This window comes from Neisseria sp. P0018.S001 (assembly GCF_051957355.1).
Classification (GTDB): Bacteria; Pseudomonadota; Gammaproteobacteria; order Burkholderiales; family Neisseriaceae; genus Neisseria; species Neisseria subflava_A.
Window position 1 is genome coordinate 61,060 of the sequence record NZ_JBQCWN010000005.1, and the last position, 26,734, is coordinate 87,793.

Below are 26,734 nucleotides of genomic sequence, written 5' to 3' on the forward strand. Positions count from 1 at the left end.
ATTACCCTTTCAACTCATCCAAATCGGCAACGTTGATTGTTTTTCTGTTACGGTACACCAATACCATAATCGCCAAACCGATGGCAGATTCGGCAGCAGCAACGGTCAGTACGAAAAATACGAAAATCTGTCCGGCAGTATCGCCCAAATGTTGCGAGAAGGCGATAAAGTTGAAGTTTACCGCCAAAAGCATCAGCTCGATGGACATCAACAATACCAGCACGTTTTTGCGGTTCATAAAGATGCCCATCGCGCTGATACCGAACAGGAGCGCGCCCAATACCAAATAATGCGTCAAGGTAATCATGCTTTGCCCTCCTCTTTCGGCTTGAGGTCGTCTGAAACTTCGTTTTCTTCCGCAGATTCGGTTTGTGGTTTCACGGCTTCCATTTTCACCAGACGCATACGGCCTTTATCGGCACGTACTTTAACTTGGTCGGCAGGATCCATGCGTTTCGGATTGGTAGTTTTACGGTGAACCAGCGCAATCGCGGCCACCATACCCAACAGCAGCAATACCGCCGCCAATTCAAACGGCAACAGGTAGTCGGTATAAATACGGCTGCCCAAATCGCGGATATTGTTGTAATCGGCCGGAATGTCTTTCATCAGACCAAATGCGGCCAGGTCGGTTTTCGGGTTGACCAGAATCAGAATCAGGGCAACTGCCAACAATGTGCCGACCACACCGGCAACAGGCGCATGACGCCAGAAACCGGCGCGCATTTCCTCAATGTCGATGTTCAACATCATCACGACGAACAGGAACAACACCATCACGGCGCCGACGTAAACCACCACCAGCGTCACGCCCAAGAATTCGGCCTGCATCAGCATCCAAAGCATCGCGCTCACGCAGAAGGTCAGCACCAGATGCAAAGCGGCGTGCACGGGGTTTTTAGCGGTAACGGTACGAACCGCACCGTATAAAACGATGGCGGCAAGAATATAGAACAGAATCGCGGAAAAAGTCATTCGTCTGCTCCTTAACGATACGGCGCGTCAGCGGCTTTGCGTTTGGCGATTTCAGCTTCGTATTTGTCGCCGATTGCCAAAAGAATCGGCTTGGTCATGTGCAAGTCGCCTTTTTTCTCGCCGTGGTATTCAAAAATATGGGTTTCCACAATCGCATCGGTCGGGCAGGCCTCTTCGCAGAAACCGCAGAAGATGCACTTGGTCAGGTCGATGTCGTAACGCTTGGTGCGGCGTGTGCCGTCTTCGCGTTCTTCCGATTCGATGTTAATCGCCATTGCCGGACAAACTGCCTCGCACAATTTACACGCAATACAGCGCTCTTCGCCGTTCGGATAACGGCGTTGCGCGTGCAGGCCGCGGAAACGCACGGATTGCGGCGTTTTTTCTTCGGGGAAGTAAATCGTGTCTTTGCGGGCGAAGAAGTTTTTGAGCGTTACGCCCATGCCTTTCACCAATTCGCCCAGCAGGAAGGTTTTTACTAAATTAGCCATTTTCGGATGCTCTTTTCGGATTGTTCTGTTTACAGGCCGTCTGAAAGCGGTTTTTTTAACCTGCCGCGCCCACCATTTCTAAAAACTCGGCTTCGGTCAGCTTCGGGGTATCGTTGGCCAAGTCATAATACGGAGCTTTGCAATCAATAAAGATTTGTGAGGTAGTTTCAAAGCCCGCGTTGTCGGCAAACAGCCCGGCGTTGATGTAATAATCGTTGCCAACCTGCACAAACAGGTGTGTGCCGCAGTGTTTGCAAAAACAGCGTTGCGCCCATTCGGACGACTGATAATGCGCGATGTGCTCGCTGCCTGTGATTTCGGGCGACCGGGCGGCCAAAGTAAAAGACGCGCCGCTGCCCCATGTGCGGCATTTCCCGCAATGGCAGGCGTGGAGTTCGCGGTTTTCGGCGGTTTCCAGTGATACTGCGCCGCACAGGCATTGAGCTTTCATCGGTTTCTCTCGGTTTGAAACGGTTAAAAATTTGGGGTTCAGGCTACCTGAAAACTTTCAGACGGGCTCCCTGCCCTATTTCCACAAATTCAGCGGTGAAATCATCCACACGCCCAAAATCACGATGTAGGCGAAGCCGATCGGAATCAGCACTTTCCAGCCCAAGCGCATGATTTGGTCGTAACGGTAGCGTGGGAAAGTTGCACGGATCCAAAGATACCAGTACAGAACCGCCGCCATTTTCACGAACATCCAGAATGCGGAAGGCGTACCGATAAAGCCCCAGCTTTGCGGGAACGGAGACAACCAGCCGCCGAGGAACATCAGCGATGTCAGCGCGGCAATCAGAATCATGAAAATGTATTCGGCAAGGAAGAACAGCGCGAATGCGAAGCCGGAGTATTCAACGTGGTGACCGGCAACGATTTCAGATTCGCCCTCTGCTACGTCAAACGGCGCGCGGTTGGTTTCGGCAACGGCGGAAATCAGATAGACGATGAAGATGGGGAAGAGCGGCAGCCAGTTCCAAGAGAATACCGAACCGCCGGCAATACCTTTGGCTTGTGCGGCAACGATGTCGGAGAAGTTCATACTGCCCGATACCATCACGACACACACCAGCGCAGCACTCATGGCAATTTCGTAGGAAATGCTTTGTGCGGAAGCACGCATTGCACCCAAGAACGAATATTTGGAGTTGGAAGCCCAGCCCGCGATGATCACACCGTAAACCGACAGCGAGGTAATCATCAGGATGTACAAAAGGCCGATATTGATATTGGTCAGCACCCATTCTTCGTTGAACGGAATCACTGCCCACGCCGCAAAAGACGGAGCAAGCGACATAATCGGGCCGATGTAGAACAGGGCTTTGTTTGACAGCTTCGGACGGGTTACCTCTTTAAACAAGAGTTTGAACACGTCGGCAAACGGCTGAATCAGACCCCACGGGCCGGTCACGTTCGGGCCAACACGAAGCTGCATAAAGCCGATGACTTTACGTTCGAAATACGTCAGGTATGCAACGGTCAGAATCAGCGGAATCAGGATAATCACGATTTTGACGATGACGGATACCACCAAGCCTACGGTGATACCCAAATCGCCCAGACCGAGCGTTGCGGCAAAGAGGTTTTGGAACCATTCTTGCATGATCAAGCTCCCGCCAGTTCAATAGTGTCCATCAACGCACCCAGCGCGGCATTTTCGGTATGCAGCGGCAGATGCACCACGTTTTCAGGCAAACCGGCATCGGCTTTGACAGCAACCGATACGCTTGCGCCGTTTTGTTTGGCGACAGCGGTTTGTCCGTCCTGCAGGCCCAAGCGTGCCAAAGTATTTGGATTTACACGCGCGGCGGGCACAGCGGCATGGCTGGTTTCTTGCAACGGTGCGGAACGGCGCACGATAGAATCGGTGTGATAAATACCGACGCCGCCGACACGGACGAGGCGGTCTGAGGCCGTCTGAACGCCCTCCCCTGTCCATGTGCTGCGGTTGTCCAGTTTGGACGGCAGGCTTTCCGCATCCAGCGCATCTTTCAGAATCGCGGCGGTATCGTGGTATTCAAAACCTTGCAGGTCAAACAGGTTGCCCAATACGCGCAACACTTTCCACATCGGACGCGAATCGCCGAAGCCTTGTACCACGCCGTGGAAAGATTGCAGACGGCCTTCCATATTGATGAAGCTGCCTGATGTTTCGGTAAACGGCGCAATCGGCAACAATACGTCGCACACGTCCAACAGCGTTTCGCTGACAAACGGTGTAAACGCCATCACGCTTTTCGCCTGTTTCAACGCGGCCACGGCTTTTGCACCGTCAACCGTATCGATTTCAGGCTCGACGTTGAGCAGCAAGACTGCCTGTTTCGGCGCGTTTGCCATTTCGGCAACGCTCTCGCCGGAGTTTACATTCAAGACATCCGCACCAACGCTGTTGGCGGCTTGCGGCAAGATGCCCAGCACTGCGCCAGTTGCGTCTGCCAGCTCTTGCGCGGCGGCATAAATGGCGGCGTAATCAGGATGGTTTTGCACTTCCGCGCCCAAAATCACCGCTGCTTTTTCAGCGTTTTTCAGGCTGGCGGTAACGGCGTGTTCCGCATTAGCAGACAGGTTTTTCAGATGGCCTGCCCACTCGTCGGGATGTGCGGCTTCTTGAGACAGAAGCGGCATAAACAATTCTTCTTTACTGCTGGCCAATACGCTCAAGGCCATACGGTCTTTGGCGGGACGGCGCAGGCGGGCGGTCAGGAGCGGCTGTTCTTTGCGTAAGTTCGCTCCGACTACCAACACGGCATCGTTGTCAGCCAAAGATTCAATGCTTTGTCCCAACCATTGCGCACCTTTAAGGCCGTCTGAAAGACGTTTGTCTTGTTGGCGCAGGCGGGTGGCAAAATTTTTAACACCCAAGCCGTCGGCGAGTTTTTTGGCCAGATACAGCTCTTCAACCGTATTCATCGGATTGGCCCAAACGCCGACTTGGTTTTGGTTGCCGTCTTTGGCGATACATTCAAGCGCGCTGCGGACATATTCCAACGCGGTTTTCCAATCCACGTCCATCCACTCGCCGCCCTGTTTGATTTTCGGGTTTTTCAGACGGCTTTCGTGATACAGGCCTTCGTAGGCAAAACGGTCGCGGTCGGACAGCCAGCATTCGTTGATGGCTTCGTTTTCCAGCGGCAACACACGGCGGACGGTATGGTCTTTGGTTTGCACAATCAGGTTGCTGCCCAAAGCATCATGGGCGGAAACGGATTTGCGGCGGTTTAGCTCCCAAGTACGCGCGTTGAAGCGGAACGGTTTGCTGGTCAATGCGCCGACAGGACACAAATCGATGACGTTGCCTGACAATTCGGTTTCCACCGCTTTGCCGATAAAAGGCATGATCTCGGAATGTTCGCCGCGGTTGGCCATAGCGATTTCTTGCACGCCGGCGATTTCTTCAGTGAAACGAACGCAACGGGTACAGTGGATACAACGGCTCATTTCCTCGGCGGAAACCAAAGGCCCCATGTCCTTGCCGACGACGGAACGTTTTTCTTCGGTATAACGGCTGGTGGTTTTGCCGTAGCCCATCGCCAAATCCTGCAACTGACATTCGCCGCCTTGGTCGCAGGTCGGACAATCAAGCGGATGGTTGATGAGCAGGAACTCCATCACGCCTTCTTGCGCCTCTCGGGCTTTTGCCGAATGCGTACGCACAATCATGCCGTCTGTAACCGGCGTGGCACAGGCGGGCAGAGGTTTGGGGGCTTTTTCCACATCCACCAAACACATACGGCAGTTGGCGGCGATGGAAAGTTTTTTGTGGTAACAGAAATGCGGGATATAAGTACCGAGCTTGTGCGCGGCTTCAATTACCGTCGCGCCCTGCTCCACAGATACCTGTTTGCCGTCGATTTCGATTTGTAACATGGTTCGTTCCTAGTTACGGGTATTTAATAAATAATTCTTTTAGAGGCCGTCTGAAAACTTAGCACCATTTATTCGGTTTCATCGGTCCGCCGTGTTCGATGTAATGCACAAACTCATCACGGAAATGCTTGGTAAAGCTGCGAACTGGGAAGACAGCGGCATCGGCAAGGGCGCAGATGGTGCGGCCTGCCATTTGGTTACCGATAGAATCCAGCAAATCCAAGTCTTCCATGCGGCCTTTGCCTTCTACGATGCGGTGGACGATGCGGTAAAGCCAGCCCGTACCTTCTCGGCAAGGCGTACATTGGCCGCAAGACTCGTCGTAGTAGAAGTAGCTCAGGCGCTCAAGGGCTTTGACCATGCACACGTCTTCGTCCATGACGATAATCGCGCCGGAACCCAACATCGAGCCCGCTTTGGAAATCGAGTCATAGTCCATATTGGTCTGCATCATGATATCGGCAGGCAAAACTGGCGCGGACGAACCGCCGGGAATGACGGCTTTGAGTTTTTTGCCGCCGCGCATACCGCCCGCCATTTTCAGGACTTCGGCAAACGGCGTACCCAATGGCACTTCATAGTTGCCCGGACGCTCGACATGGCCGGAAATACAGAACAATTTGGTACCGCCTGCATTCGGAATACCTTTATCGGCAAATGCCTGTCCGCCGTCACGGATAATGAAGGGGACGGAGGAGAACGTTTCGGTATTGTTGATGGTGGTCGGTTTGCCGTACAGGCCGAACGAAGCAGGGAATGGCGGTTTAAAGCGCGGCTGGCCTTTTTTGCCTTCCAACGATTCGAGCAATGCGGTTTCTTCGCCGCAAATATATGCGCCGTAGCCGTGGTGGGCAAAGAGTTCAAATCCAAAATCCGAACCCAAAATATTTTTACCCAAAAAGCCTGCGGCACGAGCCTGCTCCAAAGCGGCTTCAAAACGTTGGTAGCCTTCGAAAATTTCGCCGTGGATGTAGTTGTAGCCGGCTTTCGCACCCATCGCGTAACCGGCAATAATCATGCCTTCAATCAGGGCATGAGGATTGAACATAATGATGTCGCGGTCTTTAAATGTACCCGGCTCGCCTTCGTCGGTGTTGCAAACTACATATTTTTCGCCCGGGAAGGAACGGGGCATAAAGCTCCATTTCAAACCGGTCGGGAAGCCCGCACCGCCACGACCGCGCAAGCCGGAGGTTTTGACTTCGTCAATCACATCGGTTTGCGAGATGTTTTCGGACAGGATTTTACGCAGGGCGGTATAACCGCCACGTTTGACGTATTCGTCCAATGTCCAGCAATCGGGATTGGCGGTATCCACTTGGTCAAAAATCACGCCTGATTGGTAAATAGCCATTTTTGGTGTGCCTGTTTGTTTTCGTATAGGTTGCAGCCGTTGTTTTCAGACGGCCTAATATACCTTTGTATATCGACTCTATGCCGTCTAAAATAAAATATGTTGATTCACTAAAGTTGATATTTCAGACGACCTTGTATTTCGTTTTCATGGTTATAGACCTAGTCTACTTTGCTGAAGTTATCACCATCCACCGCATTTATCTTCACATGGAATCCCATCACCATCACCATCCATTTTGGTATCAGAACAATTCTGTAAAAACCATTTAGCCTCTTCGCATGACACCATCTGAGAACAATATTGCCTGCCATCACAACGATATTTATTACTATTGCTTTTTTTAGCTTGTATCGTAGCTGGATCATTAAGCTCTACTGGTGCATTAGTTTGTTTAGGGGCTAATTTTGCTGCGGCGAATTGATATATCTGATAACCAATTAACCCAAAAAGTGCCAACCCTACCAATTTCGTCAATATGGAAGACGACGTATCTAAGGCAAAAAATGATTTTTTCTTTGCACTCGAACGATGGTTATGATTCCGCTTAAAATCTCTTGCCTCACGATTCAAGTAACGAATCTGTTTAGCAACATTTTTTCCTTTTCCGTTAGCAGATACCTCAAAGCCAACCGCCTCATTAAGTTCAGGACGAGGGCTTCTTTGGGAAAAGTCAGAAATATGGCAGAAAATTTCTTGTTTACTACCATCTATCCGTATAAAACCATAACCTTTTTCATCATCCCACTTAACAATTATCCCTTTCATTAACCGCTTCCCTTTTTATTGTTACTTTTAAATCACAATTTAAAATTTTGGAATAACTAGTAAGTTTGATTACAAACCGAATATGTTCAGACGATCTATTCTAATTCTGCTAATTTTTTCTCAATCGCTTCTTCGGTCATAAAGCTGCACATGCTGTGGTTGTTAACCAGCATGACCGGTGCGTCGCCGCATGCGCCCATGCATTCGCCTTCAACAAGGGTAAATTTGCCGTCAGGCGTGGTTTCGCCGTAGCCGATACCGAGTTTTTGTTTGAGGTATTCGCCGGTAGCCATACCGCCGCGCAGGGCGCAGGGCAGGTTGGTACAAACGGTCAGTTTGTATTTGCCGACAAGCTCAAGGTCGTACATATTGTAGAAAGTAGCGACTTCGTAGGCTTGTGCAGGCGAGATGCCGATATAGTCTGCGACAAAGGCGATGGTCTCGGGAGCGAGCCAGCCTTTTTCGGTCTGGGCAATACGCAATGCGCCCATAATAGCGGATCGGCGTTGGTCGGCAGGATATTTTGCCAACTCAATATCAATTTGTTTTAAGGATTCTGCGGATAACATTATCGGTCAACCTCCCCGAATACGATGTCCTGCGTACCGATGATGGCAACGACGTCGGCCAGCATGTGGCCTTTTGCCATTTCGTCCATGCCTTGCAGGTGGGCGAAGCCGGGTGCGCGGATTTTCAGGCGGTAGGGTTTGTTTGCGCCGTCTGAAATGATGTAAACGCCGAACTCGCCTTTCGGATGTTCGACAGCGGTGTAGGTCTCGCCCTCGGGAACGTGCATACCCTCGGTAAAGAGTTTGAAATGGTGAATCAGGTCTTCCATACCTGTTTTCATTTCGGTACGTTTGGGCGGAGCAAATTTGTGGTTTGTGGTAATGACCGGACCTGGATTGACACGCAACCACTCGGAACATTGTTTGATGATGTGTACGGATTGACGCATTTCTTCCATACGGCAGAGGTAACGGTCGTAGCAGTCGCCGTTGACGCCAACTGGGATGTCGAAATCCATTTTGTCGTACACTTCGTAAGGCTGTGTCTTACGCACGTCCCATTCTACGCCGGAACCGCGCAACATCACGCCGGTAAAGCCTTTTTGCATGGCGCGCTCAGGAGTGACAACGCCAATGCCGACGGTACGCTGTTTCCAAATACGGTTGTCGGTCAGGAGGGTTTCGAGTGTATCGATGTTTTTCGGGAAACGTTCGCAGAAGGCGTCGATAAAGTCGAGCATGGTGCCTTCACGGGATTCGTTGAGCTGCTTCAATACTTTGGCGTTGCGGAATTTGCTGCTCTCGTATTTGGGCATGAAGTCGGGCAGGTCGCGGTAAACGCCGCCGGGACGGAAGTAGGCTGCGTGCATACGCGCGCCGGACACGGCTTCGTATAAGTCCATCAGCTCTTCGCGGTCGCGGAAGGCGTAAAGGATGGCGGTCATCGCGCCGATGTCGAAGGCGTGCGAACCAATGCCCATCAAGTGATTGAGGATGCGCGTTACTTCAGCAAACATCACGCGGATATATTGGGCGCGGATAGGTACATCGATACCGGCAAGTTTTTCTACTGCCAAACAATACGCCTGCTCATTGACCATCATAGAAACGTAGTCCAAGCGATCCATATAGGGCAGGGCTTGCAGATAGGTTTTGGTTTCAGCCAGTTTTTCAGTACCGCGGTGCAGGAGGCCGATATGTGGGTCGGCGCGGACGATGGTTTCGCCCTCCAACTCCAAAATCATACGCAATACGCCGTGCGCCGCAGGGTGTTGCGGGCCGAAGTTGATGGTGTAGTTTCTTAATTTATTGGCCACCGTAATTCTCCTCACGGACGATACGCGGCGTGATCTCGCGCGGCTCAATGGTAACAGGTTGGTAAATCACGCGTTTTTGCTCTTCGTCGTAACGCATTTCAACATAACCGGAAATCGGGAAGTCTTTGCGGAACGGATGTCCGACGAAACCGTAATCGGTCAGGATGCGGCGCAAGTCCGGGTGGTTGTTGAACATGATGCCGTACATATCGAAGGCTTCGCGTTCGTACCAATCCGCGCTGTTGTAAATATCGACGACGGATTCGACTACGGGGAAGTCGTCGTCTGAAACCCAGACGCGTACGCGGATGCGTTGATTGTTTTTAACGGAAAGCAGCTGACTGACGACGGCAAAGCGTTTGCCCTGCCATACTTCGTTTTTGTAAGTGCTGTAATCGACACCGCACAAGTCAACCAGAAGCTCGAAATGCAGCTCTTCATGGTCGCGCAATGCGGTCATGACGGAAATATAGTGTTCGGGCAGACACTCGACGGTAATCTCGCCCAAAGCTGAAATGACTTTGCTTGCCTGATCGCCAAGCACGCCGATGACGGTCTCGTATAAGTTTTGAATGCTTGCCATATCGTCCTCTCCTTACTCGTCACGCGCGATGGTGGAAGTGCGCTTGATTTTTTGTTGGAGCTGAATCAGGCCGTAAATCAGGGCTTCCGCAGTCGGCGGACAACCCGGCACATAAACGTCTACCGGCACGACACGGTCGGCACCGCGCACAACGGAATAAGAATAGTGATAATAGCCGCCGCCGTTGGCACACGAGCCCATAGACAATACCCAGCGCGGCTCGGCGAGCTGGTCGTATACGCGGCGCAGGGCGGGCGCCATTTTGTTGGTCAGCGTACCTGCCACAATCATCAGGTCGGCCTGACGTGGGGACGGACGGAAAATGATACCGAAACGGTCAAGGTCATAACGCGCCATACCCGCATGCATCATTTCCACGGCGCAGCAGGCCAAGCCGAAAGTAACCGGCCACAATGAACCGGTACGCATATAGTTCAACACCGTATCCGCGCTGGTGGTGATGAAACCTTTTTTCAAAACGCCTTCTATTCCCATTCCAGCGCACCTTTTTTCCATTCGTAAACAAAGCCTACCGTCAAAACGACGATAAACACCAGCATAGACCAGAAGCCGTACGCGCCCAAATCTTTGAACACGACTGCCCACGGCAACATGAACGCGACCTCCAAATCAAACAGGATGAAGAGGATGGCGACGAGGTAATAGCGCACGTCGAATTTCATCCTTGCGTTTTCAAAGGCTTCAAAACCGCATTCGTAAGCCGCGTCTTTTTCGGCATAGTGGCGTTTCGGGCCTAAAATCGTGCCGAGCAGGATAAACAGCACGCCGGCTGCAAGACCGACGAGGATGAATACGAGGACGGGAAAATAACTGGCCAACATGGTCGTACCTAACTGGTTGACAGACAAATCTTAAAAATAGATTACCATTTTATCGAATTTCAAAAGCCATTTAAAGGTAAATATCATCAAATCAGCAAAAAAACCCTAATAAATTCAATAAAGTTATGAGAACAATTCTTATTCTTATTTAATATTTCTAAATTTTAATTTCGTTTTAATCATGTATCATTTAATTCGGATTTTCCGCCTGTCCGATTTACTTCAAAAATCTGGAAAACCGTCCTTTCCCAAACCTCAATAAAAGCATCAGGCCGTCTGAAAACTGATTCTTTTCAGACGGCCTGCGTACATCACATTATTTTAAATAGAAAAATCAATCGACACCTTTGAGCATGCGGTTCAATACCGGGGTAAGTACCAGCAGGATACCGCAGGTCACTGCGCCGATGGTGGCCAGCATCCAGTAGAAATCCAATGGCGACTGAGCATTGTAGTAGTCTTTAAACAACACTCCGCCCAAGGTAAAGCCGATGGACAAAGCCAAGAAATTCAAAGCAACCATTTGTGTTTTAAACATGCTCGGTGCGATTTTGGTAGAAAACGACAACGAAATCGGCGACAGCATCAACTCACCTATCGTAATCGCCAGCAACACCAGCATAAACACGATAATCGGCATCGGGGTTCCGGATGAAATATACGGGATGAAACACAAATAAGAGACGCCGGTTACCAACATGGCCAGCGCAAACTTCAACGGCGTTTTAGGTTGGCGCTTGCCCATTTTCGTCCACACCGCCGCCATCACGCCGGAGAAGAGAACCACCCACATGGCCTGTATCGAGTCTTTCCATGAAACAGGCACGGTAAAGCCGAAGAAAGTACGGTCAACCGTTTCGTCAAAATAAACCGTTGCAACGGTGTACACCTGAAACCAAACCGCCCAGAACATACAAATAGTCAAAAACAGCGGAATATAGGCCATGATGTAACGTTTATTGGCTGCCTCAACCTGGCTGCTGCCCAGCAGGCGTGCAAAATAAGCAATGACGGTAATAATGACCACGCCCAAAAGCCAGCGTGAAAAGTTCTCAAGATTGAGCACGCCGGAAGCAATCACGCTGCCCAACACCAAAACCAGCAACACGCCGACAGCTATTGCAGTCTGAACCTTTTCAGGGCGCAACGGATTCGGAGCCGGCGTATGCGGCAGGTTTTTACGGCCGCGCGAATACCACAGCAGGCCAAATGCCATACCGACGGCCGCCGCGCCGAAACCGTAATGGAATCCCATTCTGTCTTGCAAAATACCGGTCAACAAAGGGCCTAAGAAACCGCCGATATTGATGGAAATATAGAAAATGGAGAAACCGGCATCGCGTAATTCGCGCAGGTCGTCCCGTTCATACAAAGAGCCGACCATCGAACCGGCAGACGATTTCACGCCGCCGCTGCCCAGCGCGATAAACACCAAGCCCAACAGCAATCCCATCAAACCCGGCACAATCGCCAATAAAATATGGCCGGTCATCACGACGATACCGGCGATAAACAGGGTACGTTCCGCACCCCAAATGCGGTCGGCCAACCATGCGCCGAGAATAGTGGACAAGTAAACGCTGCCGCCGTATGCGCCAACGATACCGCCGGCCAAAGCCTTATCCATACCCAAACCGCCTTGATTCGCGGCGTAATACAGATAAATCAGCAGGATGCCCTGCATACCGTAGAAGGAAAAGCGTTCCCACAGCTCAATGTGGAATAGGGTGGATAATTGCAAAGGATGGCCGAAGAAAGTTTTCTCGGCAGAAGATGGCTTTTGACCGGACATTATGAGTTCTCCTATATATTAGACAGGCTCAGGCTTCAGACGGCCTGTTATACCTACCAATCATTTTTATGGAAGCCATATATTACCGCCAATCTTTGCATTTGCAAAACATTAAAAAGCATATTTTTACAGAAAGATTAATATTCGCATTTAAAAAAGAACTCAATAGCTACATCACAAGCATATCGCGGCCATCTCCGTCATGCCCTACATATTCAAAAACCTATTAATTTTTAGATTTGCTATATTGTATTTTTCATGCGGCCGAAAACGGATATATTTACGGCGTTTGGCATTCCATTTAGACTGATAAGACTTTAGCTTATTCAAATAGATAAAACCTTTTACCCGCTGGAAATATAAATCATCGGAGTGGATATAGTTACTGCCATATTCAACAACAAACAGGCCGTCTGAAACCTTTCAGACGGCCTGTTTATCTCTTACGGTTTACACACCTTGTTTCAGGCTGGCTTCGATGAAGCCGTCCAAGTCGCCGTCCAATACGGCTTTGGTGTTGCCGACTTCGTAGCCTGTACGCAAGTCTTTGATGCGTGAGGAATCCAAAACGTATGAGCGGATTTGGCTGCCCCAACCCACATCGGACTTGCCTTCTTCCAACGCCTGTTTCTCTTCGTTGCGTTTGCGCATTTCCAATTCGTACAGTTTGGATTTCAACATTTCCATCGCGGCCGCTTTGTTGGCGTGTTGAGAACGGTCGTTTTGACATTGCACCACAATACCGGTCGGCTCGTGGGTAATACGCACGGCGGAGTCGGTTTTGTTAATGTGCTGACCGCCGGCACCGGATGCACGGTAAGTGTCGATACGCAAATCGGCCGGGTTGATTTCGATTTCGATGGAGTCGTCGATTTCGGGGTACACGAACACGGACGAGAACGACGTGTGGCGTTTGTTGTTCGAGTCAAACGGCGAATAGCGAACCAAGCGGTGAACGCCGGTTTCGGTACGCAGCAGGCCGTAGGCGTATTCGCCTTCCACACGGATGGTGGCGCGGTTGATGCCTGCGATTTCGCCGTCGTCTTCTTCAAGGATTTCGATTTTGAAGCCTTTGCGTTCGGCGTAGCGGCTGTACATACGGAACAGCATACCCGCCCAGTCTTCCGCTTCCGTACCGCCTGCGCCTGCGGTGATGTCGATAAAGCAGTTGTTCGGGTCGGCAGGCTGGTTGAACATTCGTTTGAATTCGAGATCGGCCATTTGTTTTTCCAAACCGGCCACGTCTTCCTGCACGGCGGCGAAACCTTCTTCGTCGTTTTCTTCGACGGCCATTTCAATCAGCATGCGGTTGTCTTCGATACCTGTGGCGATGTTGTCGAGGGTCACCACGATGCCTTCGAGGATTTTGCGCTCTTTGCCGATTTCTTGGGCGCGTTTGGGGTCGTTCCAGAGTTCCGGATCTTCGGAGAGGCCGACGACTTCTTCAAGGCGGTCTTTTTTGCCTTGATAGTCCATATAGACGCGGATGTCTTCGCTGCGCTTCTCCAAGTCGTTTAGGGTGTTGTTAAGCTGGTTGATTACTTCGGCTTCCATGATTCTTGTGTTCTTTCAAAATTTTAGGGGCGTATTGTAAGGGATTTGCCTGTTTTTTTCCATGACTGAGCCGTCTGAATAATGTGCAGTTTGGCTTTTCAAACGGCCTCGGTTTTAAATTTTTCCATCCAAAGCCGCCAGTCGTTGTCTGTTGGCGCGTTTACAGTAATCCGACTACCGTCTTCTATGCTTTGAAAACTGAGGCTTCGCGCGTGCAACATCAGGCGTTGCGTGCCGACATGTTTGGCAACGGCATGGTTTTGGCGCAAATCGCCGTAGTTGGTGTCGCCGACGATGGGGTGGAAAATGTGTTTCATATGGCGGCGGAGTTGGTGTTTGCGACCTGTGTGCGGCGTAAGTTCGGCCCACGAATAACGCGAGGTCGGATAACGCAGGGCGGATTGGAACGGCAACTCGGTTTGCGCCAGACAGCGGTAGGTGGTTTGCGCTTCCTGCAATGTGGCTTCGGTCTGCGCTTCGGCGATTTTGTCGGGCATATATTTGAGGGCGTAATCAATCAGGCCGTCTGAAGGCAGATGACCGCGAACAATCGCCCAATAAGTTTTTTCGATGGTTTTGTTTTCAAACTGCTGCATCAATAACCGTGCGGCTTCCGTATCGAGGGCAAACAGCAAGACGCCGGAAGTCGGGCGGTCGAGGCGGTGGACGGGATAGACGTGCTGCCCGATTTGGTCGCGCAGGGTCTGCACGGCAAAACGGGTTTCGTGTTTGTCTAACCAGCTTCGGTGCACCAGCATTCCGGCAGGTTTGTTGACGGCGATGGTGCGGCTGTCGCGGTGGATAATATCGAGCATGGCGGAGCAGTTGAATAAAAGCAGATATTGTAACGGGCTTTTGAAAATGTGGCAGGTACACTTACCACCGAAACCCGACTTTCAGACGGCCTGCCCCTTTCGGGTTACAATACGGCACATAAAAACTCGAAGGAAAAACCGTGAGCCTGCTCAAAAAACTGCCCAAACCCATGCTGCCCGACGAAACCCGCCGCGATATTCAGGCGCGCGAGTCGTATCATGTATTGAAGATTATTTCCGAATTTGTCGAAGCCGGCGAAGAATTGCGCGCCATTCAGCCAGCCGTCAGCATTTACGGCAGCGCGCGTACGCCTGAAGATCATCCCGACTACGCGTTCACATTACGCTTGGCGCGCAAACTGTCGGATGCCGGATTTTCGGTAATTTCCGGCGGCGGGCCGGGCATTATGGAAGCGGCCAACAAAGGCGCGTTTGCAGGCGCAAGTCCGGCGGTGGGGCTGAATATCGTGTTGCCGCACGAGCAAAAAGCCAATCCGTATCAGGATTTGTCGATTAAATTCCAACACTTCTTCCCACGCAAAGTCATGTTCGTCAAACACGCCGTGGCGTATGTCGTCATGCCCGGCGGTTTCGGCACATTGGACGAATTGTTTGAAAGCCTGACCTTGGTACAAACCGGCAAAACGCCCGACCGCCCGATTATCTTAGTGGGCAAAGCATTTTGGGCGGGACTGTTGGACTGGATACGCGAGCAGTTGCTGGGTAGAAACCTGATTTTGGAAGAGGATTTGAACCTGATCCACGTCATCGACGACGAAGACGAAATCATCGAAGAAATCTTCGCCCATTACGAAAACCGCTTGGAAGACTTGTCCGAACACCAAAATGCTTGGTCGCTGGGGCTGTAAAAAACTACGGTTTCAACTGAAAAAGCGGTTATCCCACCTGTCCTTTGCTTCATTAATAAAGGCCGTCTGAAAATGTTTTCAGACGGCCTTTTATCTTCTTTCAAAGCGCTTAATTGTTTTCCCACTCGACATGCTCACTCAAGAAGCCGCCGCTTTGGTGCGCCCAAAGTTTGGCGTACAGACCTTGTTTCGCGAGCAACTCGGTGTGGCTGCCTTCTTCGATGATGCGGCCTTTGTCCAAGACGATGAGACGGTCCATCGCGGCGATGGTGGAGAGGCGGTGGGCGATGGCAATCACGGTTTTGCCTTCCATCATTTTGTCGAGGCTTTCTTGGATGGCGGCTTCGACTTCGGAGTCGAGCGCGCTGGTGGCTTCGTCAAGCAACAGAATCGGCGCGTCTTTGAGCATAACGCGGGCGATGGCGATGCGTTGGCGCTGGCCGCCGGAAAGTTTCACGCCGCGTTCGCCAACGTGTGCATCATAGCCGCGTCGGCCTTTGGCATCGCTTAAGTTAGGAATAAAACCGGTGGCCTCGGCGCGTTCGGCGGCAGAAATCATTTCGGCTTCGGTCGCATCGGGACGGCCGTAGATAATGTTGTCGCGGACGGAGCGGTGCAGCAGGGAGGTATCTTGCGTTACCAAACCGATTTGGGCGCGCAGACTTTCTTGGGTAACGCTGTCCACGTTTTGGCCGTCGATCGAAATCGTGCCGCTTTGCGGTTCGTAAAAACGCAGGAGCAGGTTGACGATGGTGGATTTGCCTGCGCCGCTGCGGCCGATCAAGCCGACTTTTTCGCCGGGTTTGATGTTCAGGTTAAAGCCGTTGAGGAGCGGTTTGCCTGCTTCGTAGGAGAAATCGACGTGTTCAAACTTGATTTCGCCCCGGGTAACTTTCAGCGGCAGGGCTTGCGGTTTGTCGAGGATGGTGTGGGGTTTGGACAGGGTGGCCATGCCGTCGTTGACGGTACCGATGTTTTCAAACAATCGGGCAGACTCCCACATAATGTATTGCGACAAACCGTTCACACGCAATGCCATGGCCGTGGCCGTGGCTACCGCGCCCACGCCGACTTGGCCGTGATACCAAAGCCAAATACCCAAGGCGGTCGTACCGACGGTCAGCGAGCTGTTGACGATAAAGCTGCAGGTGTACAGCAGCGTTGCCAAACGCATTTGGGCATGGACGGTTACCATAAACTCTTCCATCGACTGCTTGGCATAGGCGGCCTCGCGTGCGCCATGGGAGAAGAGTTTGACGGTGGCGATATTGGAATAGGCGTCGGTAATGCGGCCGGTCATCAACGAGCGCGCATCGGCCTGACGCGCGGCGGTTTTGCCGAGTTTGGGAATCAGGAAGCGCATAATCATGGCGAATCCAATCATCCAGCAGATAAACGGCAAAATAAGCCATGCATCAAATGAGGACAGAATTACGCCGGAAGTGATGAAGTACACCAGCACATACACAACCATATCGGCAACGGTCATCACCACATCACGCAGCGCCAGCGCGGTTTGCATGACTTTGGCGGACACGCGGCCGGCAAACTCGTCCTGATAAAAGCCCAGGCTTTGACCCAGCATCAGGCGGTGGAAATTCCAGCGCAGGCGCATGGGGAACACGCCTTGCAGGGTTTGCAGGCGCACACTGGAAGCGAAAAAGGTCCAAACGGCAAAAAATGCCACCATGGCCATCATGCCGATTAATGCATGGCCTTTTTCAACAAAAAGCGTTTGCGGCGTATAAGCGCCGAGCCAGTCGACCACCTTGCCCATAAATTGGAACATCAAGGCTTCCATGATGCCGACGCCGACCGTAAATACGGCCAACACGGCAATCCATTTGCGCACGCCTTCAATGTTGCTCCAAATAAACCGCCACAACCCTTTTTCTGGCGTTTTCGGCGCGGCTTCTGGATAAGGGTCGATGCGGGACTCGAACCATGAGAATATTTTTTTAATCATTGTTTTTGCAAATGTGATAAGACGGTCAGGCCGTCTGAAAAGAGGTGTTCAAATACATTCAAGACTGTATTTTACGGGAAAAATCCAACTGATGACAGCGGATACCGTCAGTCCGACCAAACCAATCTATCAGCTTGGCCATCTAAAAATCCCTTTGCTTTGCCCAAAACAAAGGCCGTCTGAAACTTTTCAGACGGCCTTTACTGGATTTAGGTTGCCCTTAAAAATTACTCTTTACGTTGACGGCCCAAATCGGCAGCGGCAGTAAACAAAACGTCGGTGGAAGAATTCAACGCAGTTTCTGCAGAGTCTTGAATCACGCCGATGATGAAGCCGACGGCAACCACCTGCATGGCCACATCGTTATCGATACCGAACAGGCTGCACGCCAAAGGAATCAGCAGCAACGAGCCGCCGGCCACACCCGATGCACCGCACGCGCTGACGGTAGCCACCAGGCTCAGCAGCAGGGCAGTGGCGAAGTCAACCGTAATGCCTTGCGTGTGCGCCGCAGCCATCGCCAAAACGGTAATGGTGATTGCCGCACCGGCCATATTGATGGTTGCACCCAATGGAATGGAGATGGAGTAAGTGTCTTCGTGCAAACCCAGTTTTTTCGCCAATGCCATGTTCACAGGGATATTGGCGGCGGAAGAACGGGTAAAGAAGGCATAAACGCCACTTTCGCGCAGGCAGGTAAACACCAGCGGGAAAGGGTTGCGGCGGATTTGCGACCACACAATAATCGGGTTGACCACCAAAGCAATAAACAGCATACAGCCGAGTAATACGGCCAACAGCTGCATATAACCGGCAAGCGCTTCAAAACCGGTTTCCGCAATGGTAGAAGACACCAAGCCGAAAATACCCAGCGGCGCAAAACGGATAATCCATTTCACAACGGTCGAAACGGTATCGGCCAAATCGGCCGCCACTTGGCGGGTCGTATCCGAACCGTGATGGCGCAAAGCCGCACCCAATACCAAAGCCCAAGCCAAAATGCCGATATAGTTGGCATTGGCCAGCGCGTTAATCGGGTTGGCCACCAAATTCATCAACAGCGTTTTCAACACCTCGACAATGCCGGAAGGCGGCGCAACGGACACATCGCCGGCCGCACGCAAAATCAGCGTGGTCGGGAATGCCATACTGGCAATAACTGCCACCACAGCCGCGGCAAACGTACCAAAAATATACAAAATCAAAATCGGTTTGATATAGGCCTGATTGCCTTTTTGGTGTTGCGCAATGGCGGCAGTCACCAAAACAAATACCAAAATCGGCGCGATAGCCTTAAGCGCACCGACAAACAGGCTGCCTAGCAGTCCTGCGCTAATACCGACTTGCGGCGAAACTGCACCCACAAGAATACCTAAAACCAAGCCGATGGCGATTTGCGCCACCAGGCTGACGCGATTGAGCGCGTTCAAAATCGGATTGCCACTTGCCATATCCGTTCCTTCACAATTTAAAGATATGTTAAAAAAGTCTTACATTCTAAAATAAAAATCATTTGTCGGCGAGGTTTTCATGCACACCTCACAAAAACAGCATCAAAGTTTAGCATTTAAGCAGTTTCAAATTGAGGATGTTTACTTTTTATTTTAAAGTGCGGTCAAATTTTTAGGTGTTTTTGCAAATCTCCGTCAAAACTTGACCGCTTGTTTTATCTAAACTCAGTCTATTCATCTTCCTTTCCCTATCTGGGGATTTAATAAGCGTTTGAAATAAAAAAGGTGAGCAAAAATGCCCACCTTCTACACTAATATTTTGCGATTAGCCAAATACTTTTTCCAAGTGTGCTTGGTAATCGGTTAAGTACTTTTCTACTTGTGGGTTTTTAATCACATCGTTACATAAGAATGTCGGCAGACGGCTCAACCCGATGAACTCGTTAAGTTTGTGGAAGTGCATATACAAAGCATCCACACCTTTGCCTTCGAAGAAGTCGCCTTCGCAGGTGAAGGCTTCAATCGGCGCATTCCAAGTAAGTGAAAGCATGTATTTTTTGCCTTGCAACAAGCCACCTGTGCCGTAGCCTTCTGTCGGATTGACACGATGACGACCATCGCTGTGGTAAAGTTTGCCGTGTCCAGCGGTTAATACTTCGTCTATGTATTTTTTCACTGTCCAAGGCTCGTGCATCCACCAACCTGGCATCTGCCAAATCACGGCATCCATCCACAAGAATTTTTCAATTTCTGCTTCAACATCATAGCCGGCATCAATCACGGTTTCTTGTACATTGTGTCCAAGTGCGGTCAAAACTTCTTTCGCTTTTTTGTGAAGTGTGTGGTTCAACTCGCCATGTGAATGACCAAACTCTTTTCCACCGTCTAATAATAAAATATTCATTTATTCTCCTTTAGCTAATAATTTACCGATTATGAAGCACTTTAGTAATGCAACAATTTAACCAATCAATAAGCTCCAACTATTAACGTACTACTCAAATTCGAGAGTTTGATAGACGTTAAAAGCGCAATAAAAAAGCATTGAAGTCATTATTTTCAAGGCTTTAAAGTCTTTCATAGGACTTGATAGGTTTATTATCACACAGTTGGCACTTTATGCCCAAAATACGGTCAAACCCGCTCAAACCCTACTTTAAAGTACGCCCATACCGTTGCCTTATCCCTCTGTATCTTGATTTCAGACGGCCTGAAATCTGCGCCATAAGGCCGAATACAAAGGCAACTTCATCAGTCAAAACACAAAACATAAATATTACAATCAGATAGAAACAAACCAAAATCCGCCCTTAAATCGCATTTTGCAACGTTATCGCGCTAAATTTCCGTTTATAACCATAGTCTGAAAGCTTGCAGAAATAATGTTAAAATCCCCAAACTGAAGAATTGTCGCTGTCGAACACACATCATGACCAAACTGACCTACCCTGTTTTATTTGCATCATTGGCGCTCGCCTACGGACACGCGTTGGCAGTAGATACTTCCGTTCCCAAAGCAGAAGACTACGAAGCTGTTCCCGAATCCGAAATGCCCAAGCAGCCCAAAGACGACCAAACAGGCAAACTCAAGCCCAAATTCCCCGTCAAAATCGACACCCAAGACAGCGAAGTCAAAGAAATGCTTGAAGAATACCTGCCGCTGATTACCCAGCAGCAGGAAGAAGAGCTGGATAAAGAGCAGGTCGGCTTCCTCGCCGAAGAGGCACCCGACAACGTCAAAACCATGCTCCGGACCAAAGGCTACTTCAACAGCAACGTCAATATTCAAGACCACGGCGAGAGCTATACCGTCAACGTCACCCCCGGCCCGCGCACCAAAGTCGACAACGTCAGCGTGGCCATCCTCGGCGACGTATTGAATGACGACAACTTGGCCGAGTACTACCAAAATGCGATGGAAAACTGGCAGCAGCCCGTTGGCGAAAACTTCGACCAAGACGGCTGGAGTGCGAGTAAAACCTCCGTACTCAGCGCGGTAACACGCAAAAAATATCCTTTGGCGAAACTCACCACCACCCAAGCCACCATCAATCCCAATACCCAAAAAGCCGACTTGAACGTCATCGTGGAGAGCAACCGCCCCATTTACTTCGGCGATTTCCAAATCACCGGCACACGCCGCTACCCTGAGAGTGTGGTTTCCGGCATGGCGCGTTTCCACCCCGGTTCGCCTTACGACTTGGACAAAATCCTCGACCTACAACAGGCGCTCGAGCAAAACGGCCACTATTCCGGCGCGTCCGTACAAGCCGACTTCGACCAACTGCAGGGCGACCGCGTTCCCGTCAAAATCAACGTGACCGAAGTCAAACGCCACAAACTGGAAACCGGTATCCGCTACGACTCCGAATACGGAATCGGCGGCCGTATCGCCTACGACTATTACAACCTCTTTAACAAAGGTTACATCGGTTCCATCGTTTGGGACATGGACAAATACGAGACCACGCTGGCCGCCGGTATCAGCCAACCGCGCAACAACCGCGGCAACTACTGGACCAGCAACGTTTCCTACAACCGCTCGACCACGCAAAACCTTGAAAAACGCGCCCTGACCAGCGGTATTTGGTATGTCCGCGACCGCAACAATATCGATGCCCGCTTCGGCCTCGAATTCATTACCGAAGACCGCAAAGTCCCCGACACCAGCTACGATTTGGGCCGAAGCCATGCCACCATGCTGACCGCCTCATGGAAACGACAAAGCATCGAAACCGAGCTGCACCCTCAAAACGGCTACTACCTCGACGGCAAAATCGGGGCAACTTTGGGCAAATTCCTCTCCTCCACCCAAATGGCACGCGCCACGGCACGCGCAGGCTATTTCTTCACACCTGAAAACAAAAAAATCGGTACATTCATCGTACGCGGACAAGCAGGCTACGTTTATGCCCGCGAAGGCGAAGAAGTACCGTCCAGCCTGATGTTCCGCACCGGCGGCGCAACTTCCGTACGCGGTTACGAACTCGACAGCATCGGCTTGGCCGGCCCCAACGGCTCCGTCCTGCCGCAACGCGCCTTGGTGGTCGGCAGCCTCGAATATCAATTCCCGGTTACCAAAAGCTTCTCCGGCGCCATCTTCCACGATGTTGGCGATGCGGCAAGCAACTTCAAACACATGACCTTAAAACACGGTACCGGCTTGGGTGTACGCTGGTTCAGCCCGGTTGCACCGTTCTCCTTCGACATTGCCTACGGCCATCACGACAAAAAAATCCGCTGGCACATCAGCTTGGGCACAAGGTTTTAACAAACATACACCATCCATTCTTTCAGACGGCCTCAGCCATTTCAGGCCGTCTGAACAACAGACAAACAGAAAAATATCATGACCGATACTGCAAACACTTCCACGCCGTCTGAACAACAGCCCGCCCCGCCAAAGCGCAAAAAACGCCTGTTGCGCGGCTTTGTCCTGTCCGCCTTGGGCGTATTGACCGTTTCCGCCGGCGCAATCGGCTGGCTGGTCGGTACGGAATCGGGTTTGCGTTTCGGTTTGTACAAGATCCCGTCATGGTTCGGCGTCAAAATCTCTTCGGATACGCTGAAGGGTACGCTGATTGAAGGTTTTGAAGGCGACAAATGGTTGATTGAAACAGAAGGTGCGGATGTCAAAATCAGCAGCTTCCGCTTTGATTGGAAACCGTCCGAGCTGACCCGTCCGTCCTTGCACATTACCGAAGTCGTGGCCGGCGACATCGCCATCGTAACCAAACGCACGCCGCCCAAAGAAGAAGAGCCTTCAAAAGGCCTACCCGACAGCATAGACCTGCCCGTTACCGCCTATCTCGACCGTTTGGAAACCGGCAAAATCAGCGTGGGCAAGCGTTTTGACAAGCAGACCGTCTATCTCGACCATCTGCACGCGGCCTATCATTACGACAAAAAAGAACACCGCCTCCACATCAAAACCGCCGACACGCCTTGGAGCAGCTCGACAGGCGCGGTGGTGGTCGGTTTGAACAAACCCTACGTCCTCAATACCGCCATCTACACCAAAGGTCAGCTTGAGGGCGAAACCATACACGGCACGGTGCGCCTGTGGGGCAGCCTGCAAGACGTGTACACCGATCTGCTGCTCGACGGCGACAACGTTCATTTGTCTGCCAAATCCACCATCCACCCATTCGCCGACAGCCTCAACGAAACCGTCGGCGAAATCCTGATTAAAGGTTCCAACATCAATCCGCAGGCCTTCCTGCCCAGCCTGCCCAAAGCGCGCCTGAATTTCGACGCCACCACCATTCCGTCCTTTACTGACGGCGTTGCGTTGGAAGGCTCGATTGACTTGGAAAACGACCAAGCCGGTTTTGCCGATGAAAACCATATCCCCGTAAAACGCATCCTCGGCGAATTCATCGTCGACGATAAAGGCACGGTCAAAATCGAAGACATCGGTGTCGGCCTGCTCAAAGACGGCAGCATTGATGTATCCGGCTCTATCGACACCGCCCAAGACCAGCTCAAACTCGCACTGGGCATCAACAATACCGGCGCGGACGACTTCGTCCGTCAAAACATCGCAGGCCGTCTGAACGGCAGTATCGACGTCAAAGGCGAAACCTCCTCCCCCGTCGTCAACTGGAATCTCGACAGCGGATTTGCGCGTACAGACGGCATGCTGTTTTTCCAAACCGACAAACAGCTCGGCCAGCGCACGCTCAAGCTCGACAAAGTCCGCCTGGTTCCGCAAAACGGTGGCGAGCTCAACGCCAAAGGCTCGCTCGAACTCTTCAAAGACCGCAAACTGCAGCTGGACATCGTCAGCAAAGCCTTCAACCCTGCGCGCATCGATCCGCAGCTTCCGCAAGGCAGCGTCAACGGCAACATCAACTTGACCGGCATACTGGCGCAAGAAAAATTCGCCGGCAAAATGCAGTTTGCACCGAGTACGCTCAACGGCGTTCCGCTCAGTGGCAAAGCCGACGTCGCCTATGAAAACAAACACCTCTCGCGCGCCCTGACCGACCTGACCCTCGGCAGCAACGTCATCAAAACCAACGGCAGCTTCGGCAAAAAAGGCGACCGCCTCAACCTCAACATTACCGCCCCCGATTTGTCGCGTTTCGGCTTCGGCTTGGGCGGCCTGCTCAACGCGCGCGGCTACATCTCCGGCAGTTTTTCAGACGGCCTCAAAACCCTTGAAGCCGATTTGAACGGAGAAGCGCGCAACTTCAAAGTCGCCGATACCGTCAACATCCGCACCCTCGACTTCAAGCTTAAAGGTTCGCCAGATATCAACCGTCCGTTGAGTGCCGATATTAAAGGCGAACACATCGCCGTCTCCGGCGGCGCGGCCATGATTGACAACGTCAACCTGCTCATCAGCGGCACAGGCTCGCACCACCACATCCGCGGCAACAGCAGCATGGCGGTGGACAACAAACGCTACAAGCTCGACCTCGACGCCACCGGCGGCCTCAACAAAGACCAAACCCAATGGAAAGGCACGGTTGACACGCTCGACATCAACGGCGCGTTCAACCTCAAACTGCAAAACCGCCTCAACCTCGAAGCCGGCAGCGAACGCGTTTCCCTCAGCAGCGCGCGCTGGGCGGCCATGGGCGGCAGCCTCAACCTGCAAAATTTCGTTTGGGACAAGAAAGCCGGCATTACCAGTAAAGGCAGCGCACAAAATCTGCACATTACCGAATTGCACAACTTCTACACTCCGCCTATCGAACACAACCTCGTCTTGGGCGGCGACTGGGATTTGGCGTACAGTCAAAACGCGCGCGGCTTCCTCAATATCAGCCGACAAAGCGGCGACATCATCCTGCCGAGCAAAGACCCGAAAAACAAACAACCTTTGGGACTTTCCGCACTCGCCCTGCGCACCCGTTTCCAAAACGGCCGCATCGACAGCACGCTGGAAGGCAACACCCGCTTCGGCAAAGTTAACGGCACGCTCGGCATCGCCCAACAGTTCGGCAACAACATCAACAACGCTCCCGTCAGCGGCAAAGTCAATATCAACGTTCCCGATTTGGGCTCGCTCAAATCCTTTATGCCGGCTACAGCCCAAGGTATTGCAGGCCGTCTGAACGCGACCGCCACCATCGGCGGCCGACTCGGTTCGCCTACCGTCAACAGCAACCTCGACCTCCAAACCAATTACGGCCGTGCCGACGGTACCGTCAACATCGGTCAGGGTACCAGCTTCGATACCGCCCCTCTGAGCGGCAAACTCAACCTGAACGTTGCCAACCTCGAAGTCTTCCGCAACTTCCTGCCCGTCGGCCAAACCCTCAAAGGCCGTCTGAACGCCGCCGTCAACTTGGCAGGCCGTCTGAACGATCCGCAACTGAGCGGCCTGATTAACGGCGACAACCTCTATTACCGCCATCAAACCCAAGGCCTGATCCTCGACAACGGCGTATTGCGTTCACGCCTGCAGGGGCAAAAATGGGTGATCGACAGCCTCAAATTCCACCGTGGCGGCACGATTGAGCTCAAAGGCGCGGTCAACCTTGCCAACGCCAACCCCGATGTCGACGTGGACATCATCTTCGACAAATACCGCACCCTCTCGCGTCCAAACCGCCGACTGCAGCTCTCCGGCACGGCCAAAGTCCTCTACAATCCGGAAAAAGGCGTATCGCTCAACGGCACGCTCAATACCGACTACGGTATGTTCGGTTCGCAAAAATCCTCCATGCCGACCCTCGACGATGATGTGGTTGTACTGGGCGAAACCCCAAAAGAAGCAACGGCCACCACGCCGATTAATATGAATCTTGTCTTGAATATCAACGACAATGTCCGTTTTGTCGGCTACGGCGCAGACGTTACCATCGGCGGCAAACTGGCCATCACGTCCCGTCCGGGCGAAGCCGTACAAGGCGTCGGTACCGTTCGCGTTGTCAAAGGCCGCTACAAAGCCTACGGCCAAGACCTCGACATCACCAAAGGATCGGTTTCCTTTGTCGGCCCGCTGACCAATCCAAACCTCAACATCCGTGCCGAACGCCGTCTCTCCCCGGTCGGTGCAGGTGTCGAAGTCCTCGGCAGCCTCAACAATCCGCGCGTAACCTTGGTTGCCAAAGAAGCCATGAGTGAAAAAGATAAACTCTCCTGGCTCATCCTCAACCGTGCCAGCAGCGGCAGCGACGGCGACAACGCCACGCTCTCTGCGGCCGCCAGCGCGCTGCTTGCCGGCCAAGTCAACGACCGCATCGGCCTTGTCGATGATTTAGGCTTTACCAGCAAACGCAGCCGCAACGCCCAAACAGGCGAGCTCAACCCTGCCGAACAAGTCCTGACCGTCGGCAAACAGCTCACCAACAACCTCTACGCAGGTTACGAATACGGTATTTCCAGCGCCGAACAATCCGTCAAACTCGTGTACCAACTGACCCGCGCCATCCAAGCCGTTGCCCGCATTGGCACGCGTTCCTCCGGCGGCGAGTTGAAATACACCATCCGCTTTGACAACTGGTTCGGCAAAGACGAACCCGAGCCGGAAGAACAACACTAAAAGCCGTGAAAAAGGCCGTCTGAAATTCATCTTTCAGACGGCCTTTATCTTGTTCTACCGTATATTAGAATCTTCAGCTATGCC

At 51.9% G+C, this 26,734-nt stretch carries 22 protein-coding genes; 3 read left to right on the forward strand and 19 right to left on the reverse strand.

The features are described from left to right. Position 1: 1 nt before the first annotated feature. The 16 genes from nuoK to truC all read right to left on the reverse strand — a co-directional run bounded on the left by nuoK (position 2) and on the right by truC (position 14,866). Entirely contained in the window at positions 2-307 is a 306-nt protein-coding gene (gene nuoK, locus ACTHTJ_RS04820) for an NADH-quinone oxidoreductase subunit NuoK (protein ID WP_003759427.1), read from the reverse strand. After that, positions 304-975 carry an NADH-quinone oxidoreductase subunit J gene (locus ACTHTJ_RS04825; RefSeq protein WP_070584414.1) on the reverse strand — a complete coding sequence of 224 codons (672 nt, stop codon included), beginning with the start codon at positions 973-975 and terminating at the stop codon, positions 304-306. The genes nuoK and ACTHTJ_RS04825 overlap by 4 nt, the downstream gene beginning before the upstream one ends. Before the next feature lie 11 nt (positions 976-986). Further along, the gene (gene nuoI / locus ACTHTJ_RS04830) at positions 987-1,466 is read right to left on the reverse strand and encodes an NADH-quinone oxidoreductase subunit NuoI (RefSeq protein WP_002216341.1); all 480 of its coding nucleotides are present in this window, start codon (positions 1,464-1,466) and stop codon (positions 987-989) included. A 55-nt stretch (positions 1,467-1,521) separates the two neighbouring features. Then, complete coding sequence (locus tag ACTHTJ_RS04835) at positions 1,522-1,917, reverse strand: GFA family protein (protein ID WP_003676990.1); 396 nt, start codon at positions 1,915-1,917, stop codon at positions 1,522-1,524. A gap of 75 nt (positions 1,918-1,992) precedes the next feature. Beyond that, positions 1,993-3,069, reverse strand: coding sequence for an NADH-quinone oxidoreductase subunit NuoH (nuoH, locus tag ACTHTJ_RS04840; protein WP_002216340.1), 1,077 nt, complete (start codon positions 3,067-3,069; stop codon positions 1,993-1,995). A 2-nt stretch (positions 3,070-3,071) separates the two neighbouring features. Next, positions 3,072-5,333 (reverse strand): NADH-quinone oxidoreductase subunit NuoG, encoded by a 2,262-nt coding sequence (gene nuoG, locus ACTHTJ_RS04845; RefSeq protein ID WP_296184591.1) that lies wholly within the window; start codon positions 5,331-5,333, stop codon positions 3,072-3,074. Between the two features lie 58 nt (positions 5,334-5,391). Next, positions 5,392-6,687: an NADH-quinone oxidoreductase subunit NuoF gene (gene nuoF, locus ACTHTJ_RS04850; RefSeq protein ID WP_070584419.1), complete on the reverse strand. Its 1,296-nt coding sequence runs from the start codon at positions 6,685-6,687 to the stop codon at positions 5,392-5,394. A gap of 183 nt (positions 6,688-6,870) precedes the next feature. Further along, positions 6,871-7,455 (reverse strand): excalibur calcium-binding domain-containing protein, encoded by a 585-nt coding sequence (locus ACTHTJ_RS04855; protein WP_070584420.1) that lies wholly within the window; start codon positions 7,453-7,455, stop codon positions 6,871-6,873. Between the two features lie 95 nt (positions 7,456-7,550). Next, positions 7,551-8,024 carry an NADH-quinone oxidoreductase subunit NuoE gene (nuoE, locus tag ACTHTJ_RS04860; protein ID WP_070584421.1) on the reverse strand — a complete coding sequence of 158 codons (474 nt, stop codon included), beginning with the start codon at positions 8,022-8,024 and terminating at the stop codon, positions 7,551-7,553. Further along, positions 8,024-9,280 (reverse strand): NADH dehydrogenase (quinone) subunit D, encoded by a 1,257-nt coding sequence (gene nuoD, locus ACTHTJ_RS04865; RefSeq protein ID WP_070584424.1) that lies wholly within the window; start codon positions 9,278-9,280, stop codon positions 8,024-8,026. Before nuoD ends, nuoE begins: the two co-directional genes overlap by 1 nt. Next, a complete protein-coding gene (locus tag ACTHTJ_RS04870; RefSeq protein WP_002258030.1) occupies positions 9,270-9,863 on the reverse strand; it encodes an NADH-quinone oxidoreductase subunit C in 594 nt (197 codons plus the stop codon). Before ACTHTJ_RS04870 ends, nuoD begins: the two co-directional genes overlap by 11 nt. Before the next feature lie 12 nt (positions 9,864-9,875). After that, on the reverse strand, positions 9,876-10,358 hold the full coding sequence (locus ACTHTJ_RS04875) for a NuoB/complex I 20 kDa subunit family protein (RefSeq protein ID WP_002215610.1): 483 nt from the start codon (positions 10,356-10,358) through the stop codon (positions 9,876-9,878). After that, on the reverse strand, positions 10,349-10,705 hold the full coding sequence (locus ACTHTJ_RS04880; protein WP_049223664.1) for an NADH-quinone oxidoreductase subunit A: 357 nt from the start codon (positions 10,703-10,705) through the stop codon (positions 10,349-10,351). The genes ACTHTJ_RS04875 and ACTHTJ_RS04880 overlap by 10 nt, the downstream gene beginning before the upstream one ends. A gap of 334 nt (positions 10,706-11,039) precedes the next feature. Continuing rightward, positions 11,040-12,497 carry an oligopeptide:H+ symporter gene (locus ACTHTJ_RS04885; protein ID WP_440360798.1) on the reverse strand — a complete coding sequence of 486 codons (1,458 nt, stop codon included), beginning with the start codon at positions 12,495-12,497 and terminating at the stop codon, positions 11,040-11,042. Positions 12,498-12,947: 450 nt separating this feature from the next. After that, a complete protein-coding gene (gene prfB, locus ACTHTJ_RS04890; RefSeq protein ID WP_003681666.1) occupies positions 12,948-14,051 on the reverse strand; it encodes a peptide chain release factor 2 in 1,104 nt (367 codons plus the stop codon). Between the two features lie 98 nt (positions 14,052-14,149). Next, the gene (gene truC, locus ACTHTJ_RS04895; RefSeq protein ID WP_070584427.1) at positions 14,150-14,866 is read right to left on the reverse strand and encodes a tRNA pseudouridine(65) synthase TruC; all 717 of its coding nucleotides are present in this window, start codon (positions 14,864-14,866) and stop codon (positions 14,150-14,152) included. A gap of 140 nt (positions 14,867-15,006) precedes the next feature. Between truC and ACTHTJ_RS04900 the strand changes: the two genes are divergently transcribed. After that, positions 15,007-15,735, forward strand: coding sequence for a TIGR00730 family Rossman fold protein (locus tag ACTHTJ_RS04900; protein ID WP_070584429.1), 729 nt, complete (start codon positions 15,007-15,009; stop codon positions 15,733-15,735). A gap of 109 nt (positions 15,736-15,844) precedes the next feature. Here the strand turns inward: ACTHTJ_RS04900 and ACTHTJ_RS04905 are convergent, their stop codons facing one another. The 3 genes from ACTHTJ_RS04905 to ACTHTJ_RS04915 form a co-directional block, all read right to left on the reverse strand. Further along, positions 15,845-17,701: an ABC transporter ATP-binding protein gene (locus ACTHTJ_RS04905; protein ID WP_070584431.1), complete on the reverse strand. Its 1,857-nt coding sequence runs from the start codon at positions 17,699-17,701 to the stop codon at positions 15,845-15,847. Positions 17,702-17,928: 227 nt separating this feature from the next. Further along, on the reverse strand, positions 17,929-19,152 hold the full coding sequence (sstT, locus tag ACTHTJ_RS04910) for a serine/threonine transporter SstT (protein ID WP_070584432.1): 1,224 nt from the start codon (positions 19,150-19,152) through the stop codon (positions 17,929-17,931). A gap of 325 nt (positions 19,153-19,477) precedes the next feature. Further along, positions 19,478-20,056, reverse strand: coding sequence for an NAD(P)H-dependent oxidoreductase (locus ACTHTJ_RS04915; protein ID WP_070584434.1), 579 nt, complete (start codon positions 20,054-20,056; stop codon positions 19,478-19,480). A gap of 525 nt (positions 20,057-20,581) precedes the next feature. On the opposite strand from ACTHTJ_RS04915, the gene ACTHTJ_RS04920 reads away from it, so the two are divergent. Both ACTHTJ_RS04920 and ACTHTJ_RS04925 read left to right on the forward strand, forming a co-directional pair. Then, a complete protein-coding gene (locus ACTHTJ_RS04920) occupies positions 20,582-22,423 on the forward strand; it encodes an autotransporter assembly complex protein TamA (protein WP_070584436.1) in 1,842 nt (613 codons plus the stop codon). 78 nt (positions 22,424-22,501) lie between these two features. Further along, positions 22,502-26,650, forward strand: coding sequence for a translocation/assembly module TamB domain-containing protein (locus tag ACTHTJ_RS04925; RefSeq protein WP_070584438.1), 4,149 nt, complete (start codon positions 22,502-22,504; stop codon positions 26,648-26,650). Positions 26,651-26,734: the final 84 nt, after the last annotated feature.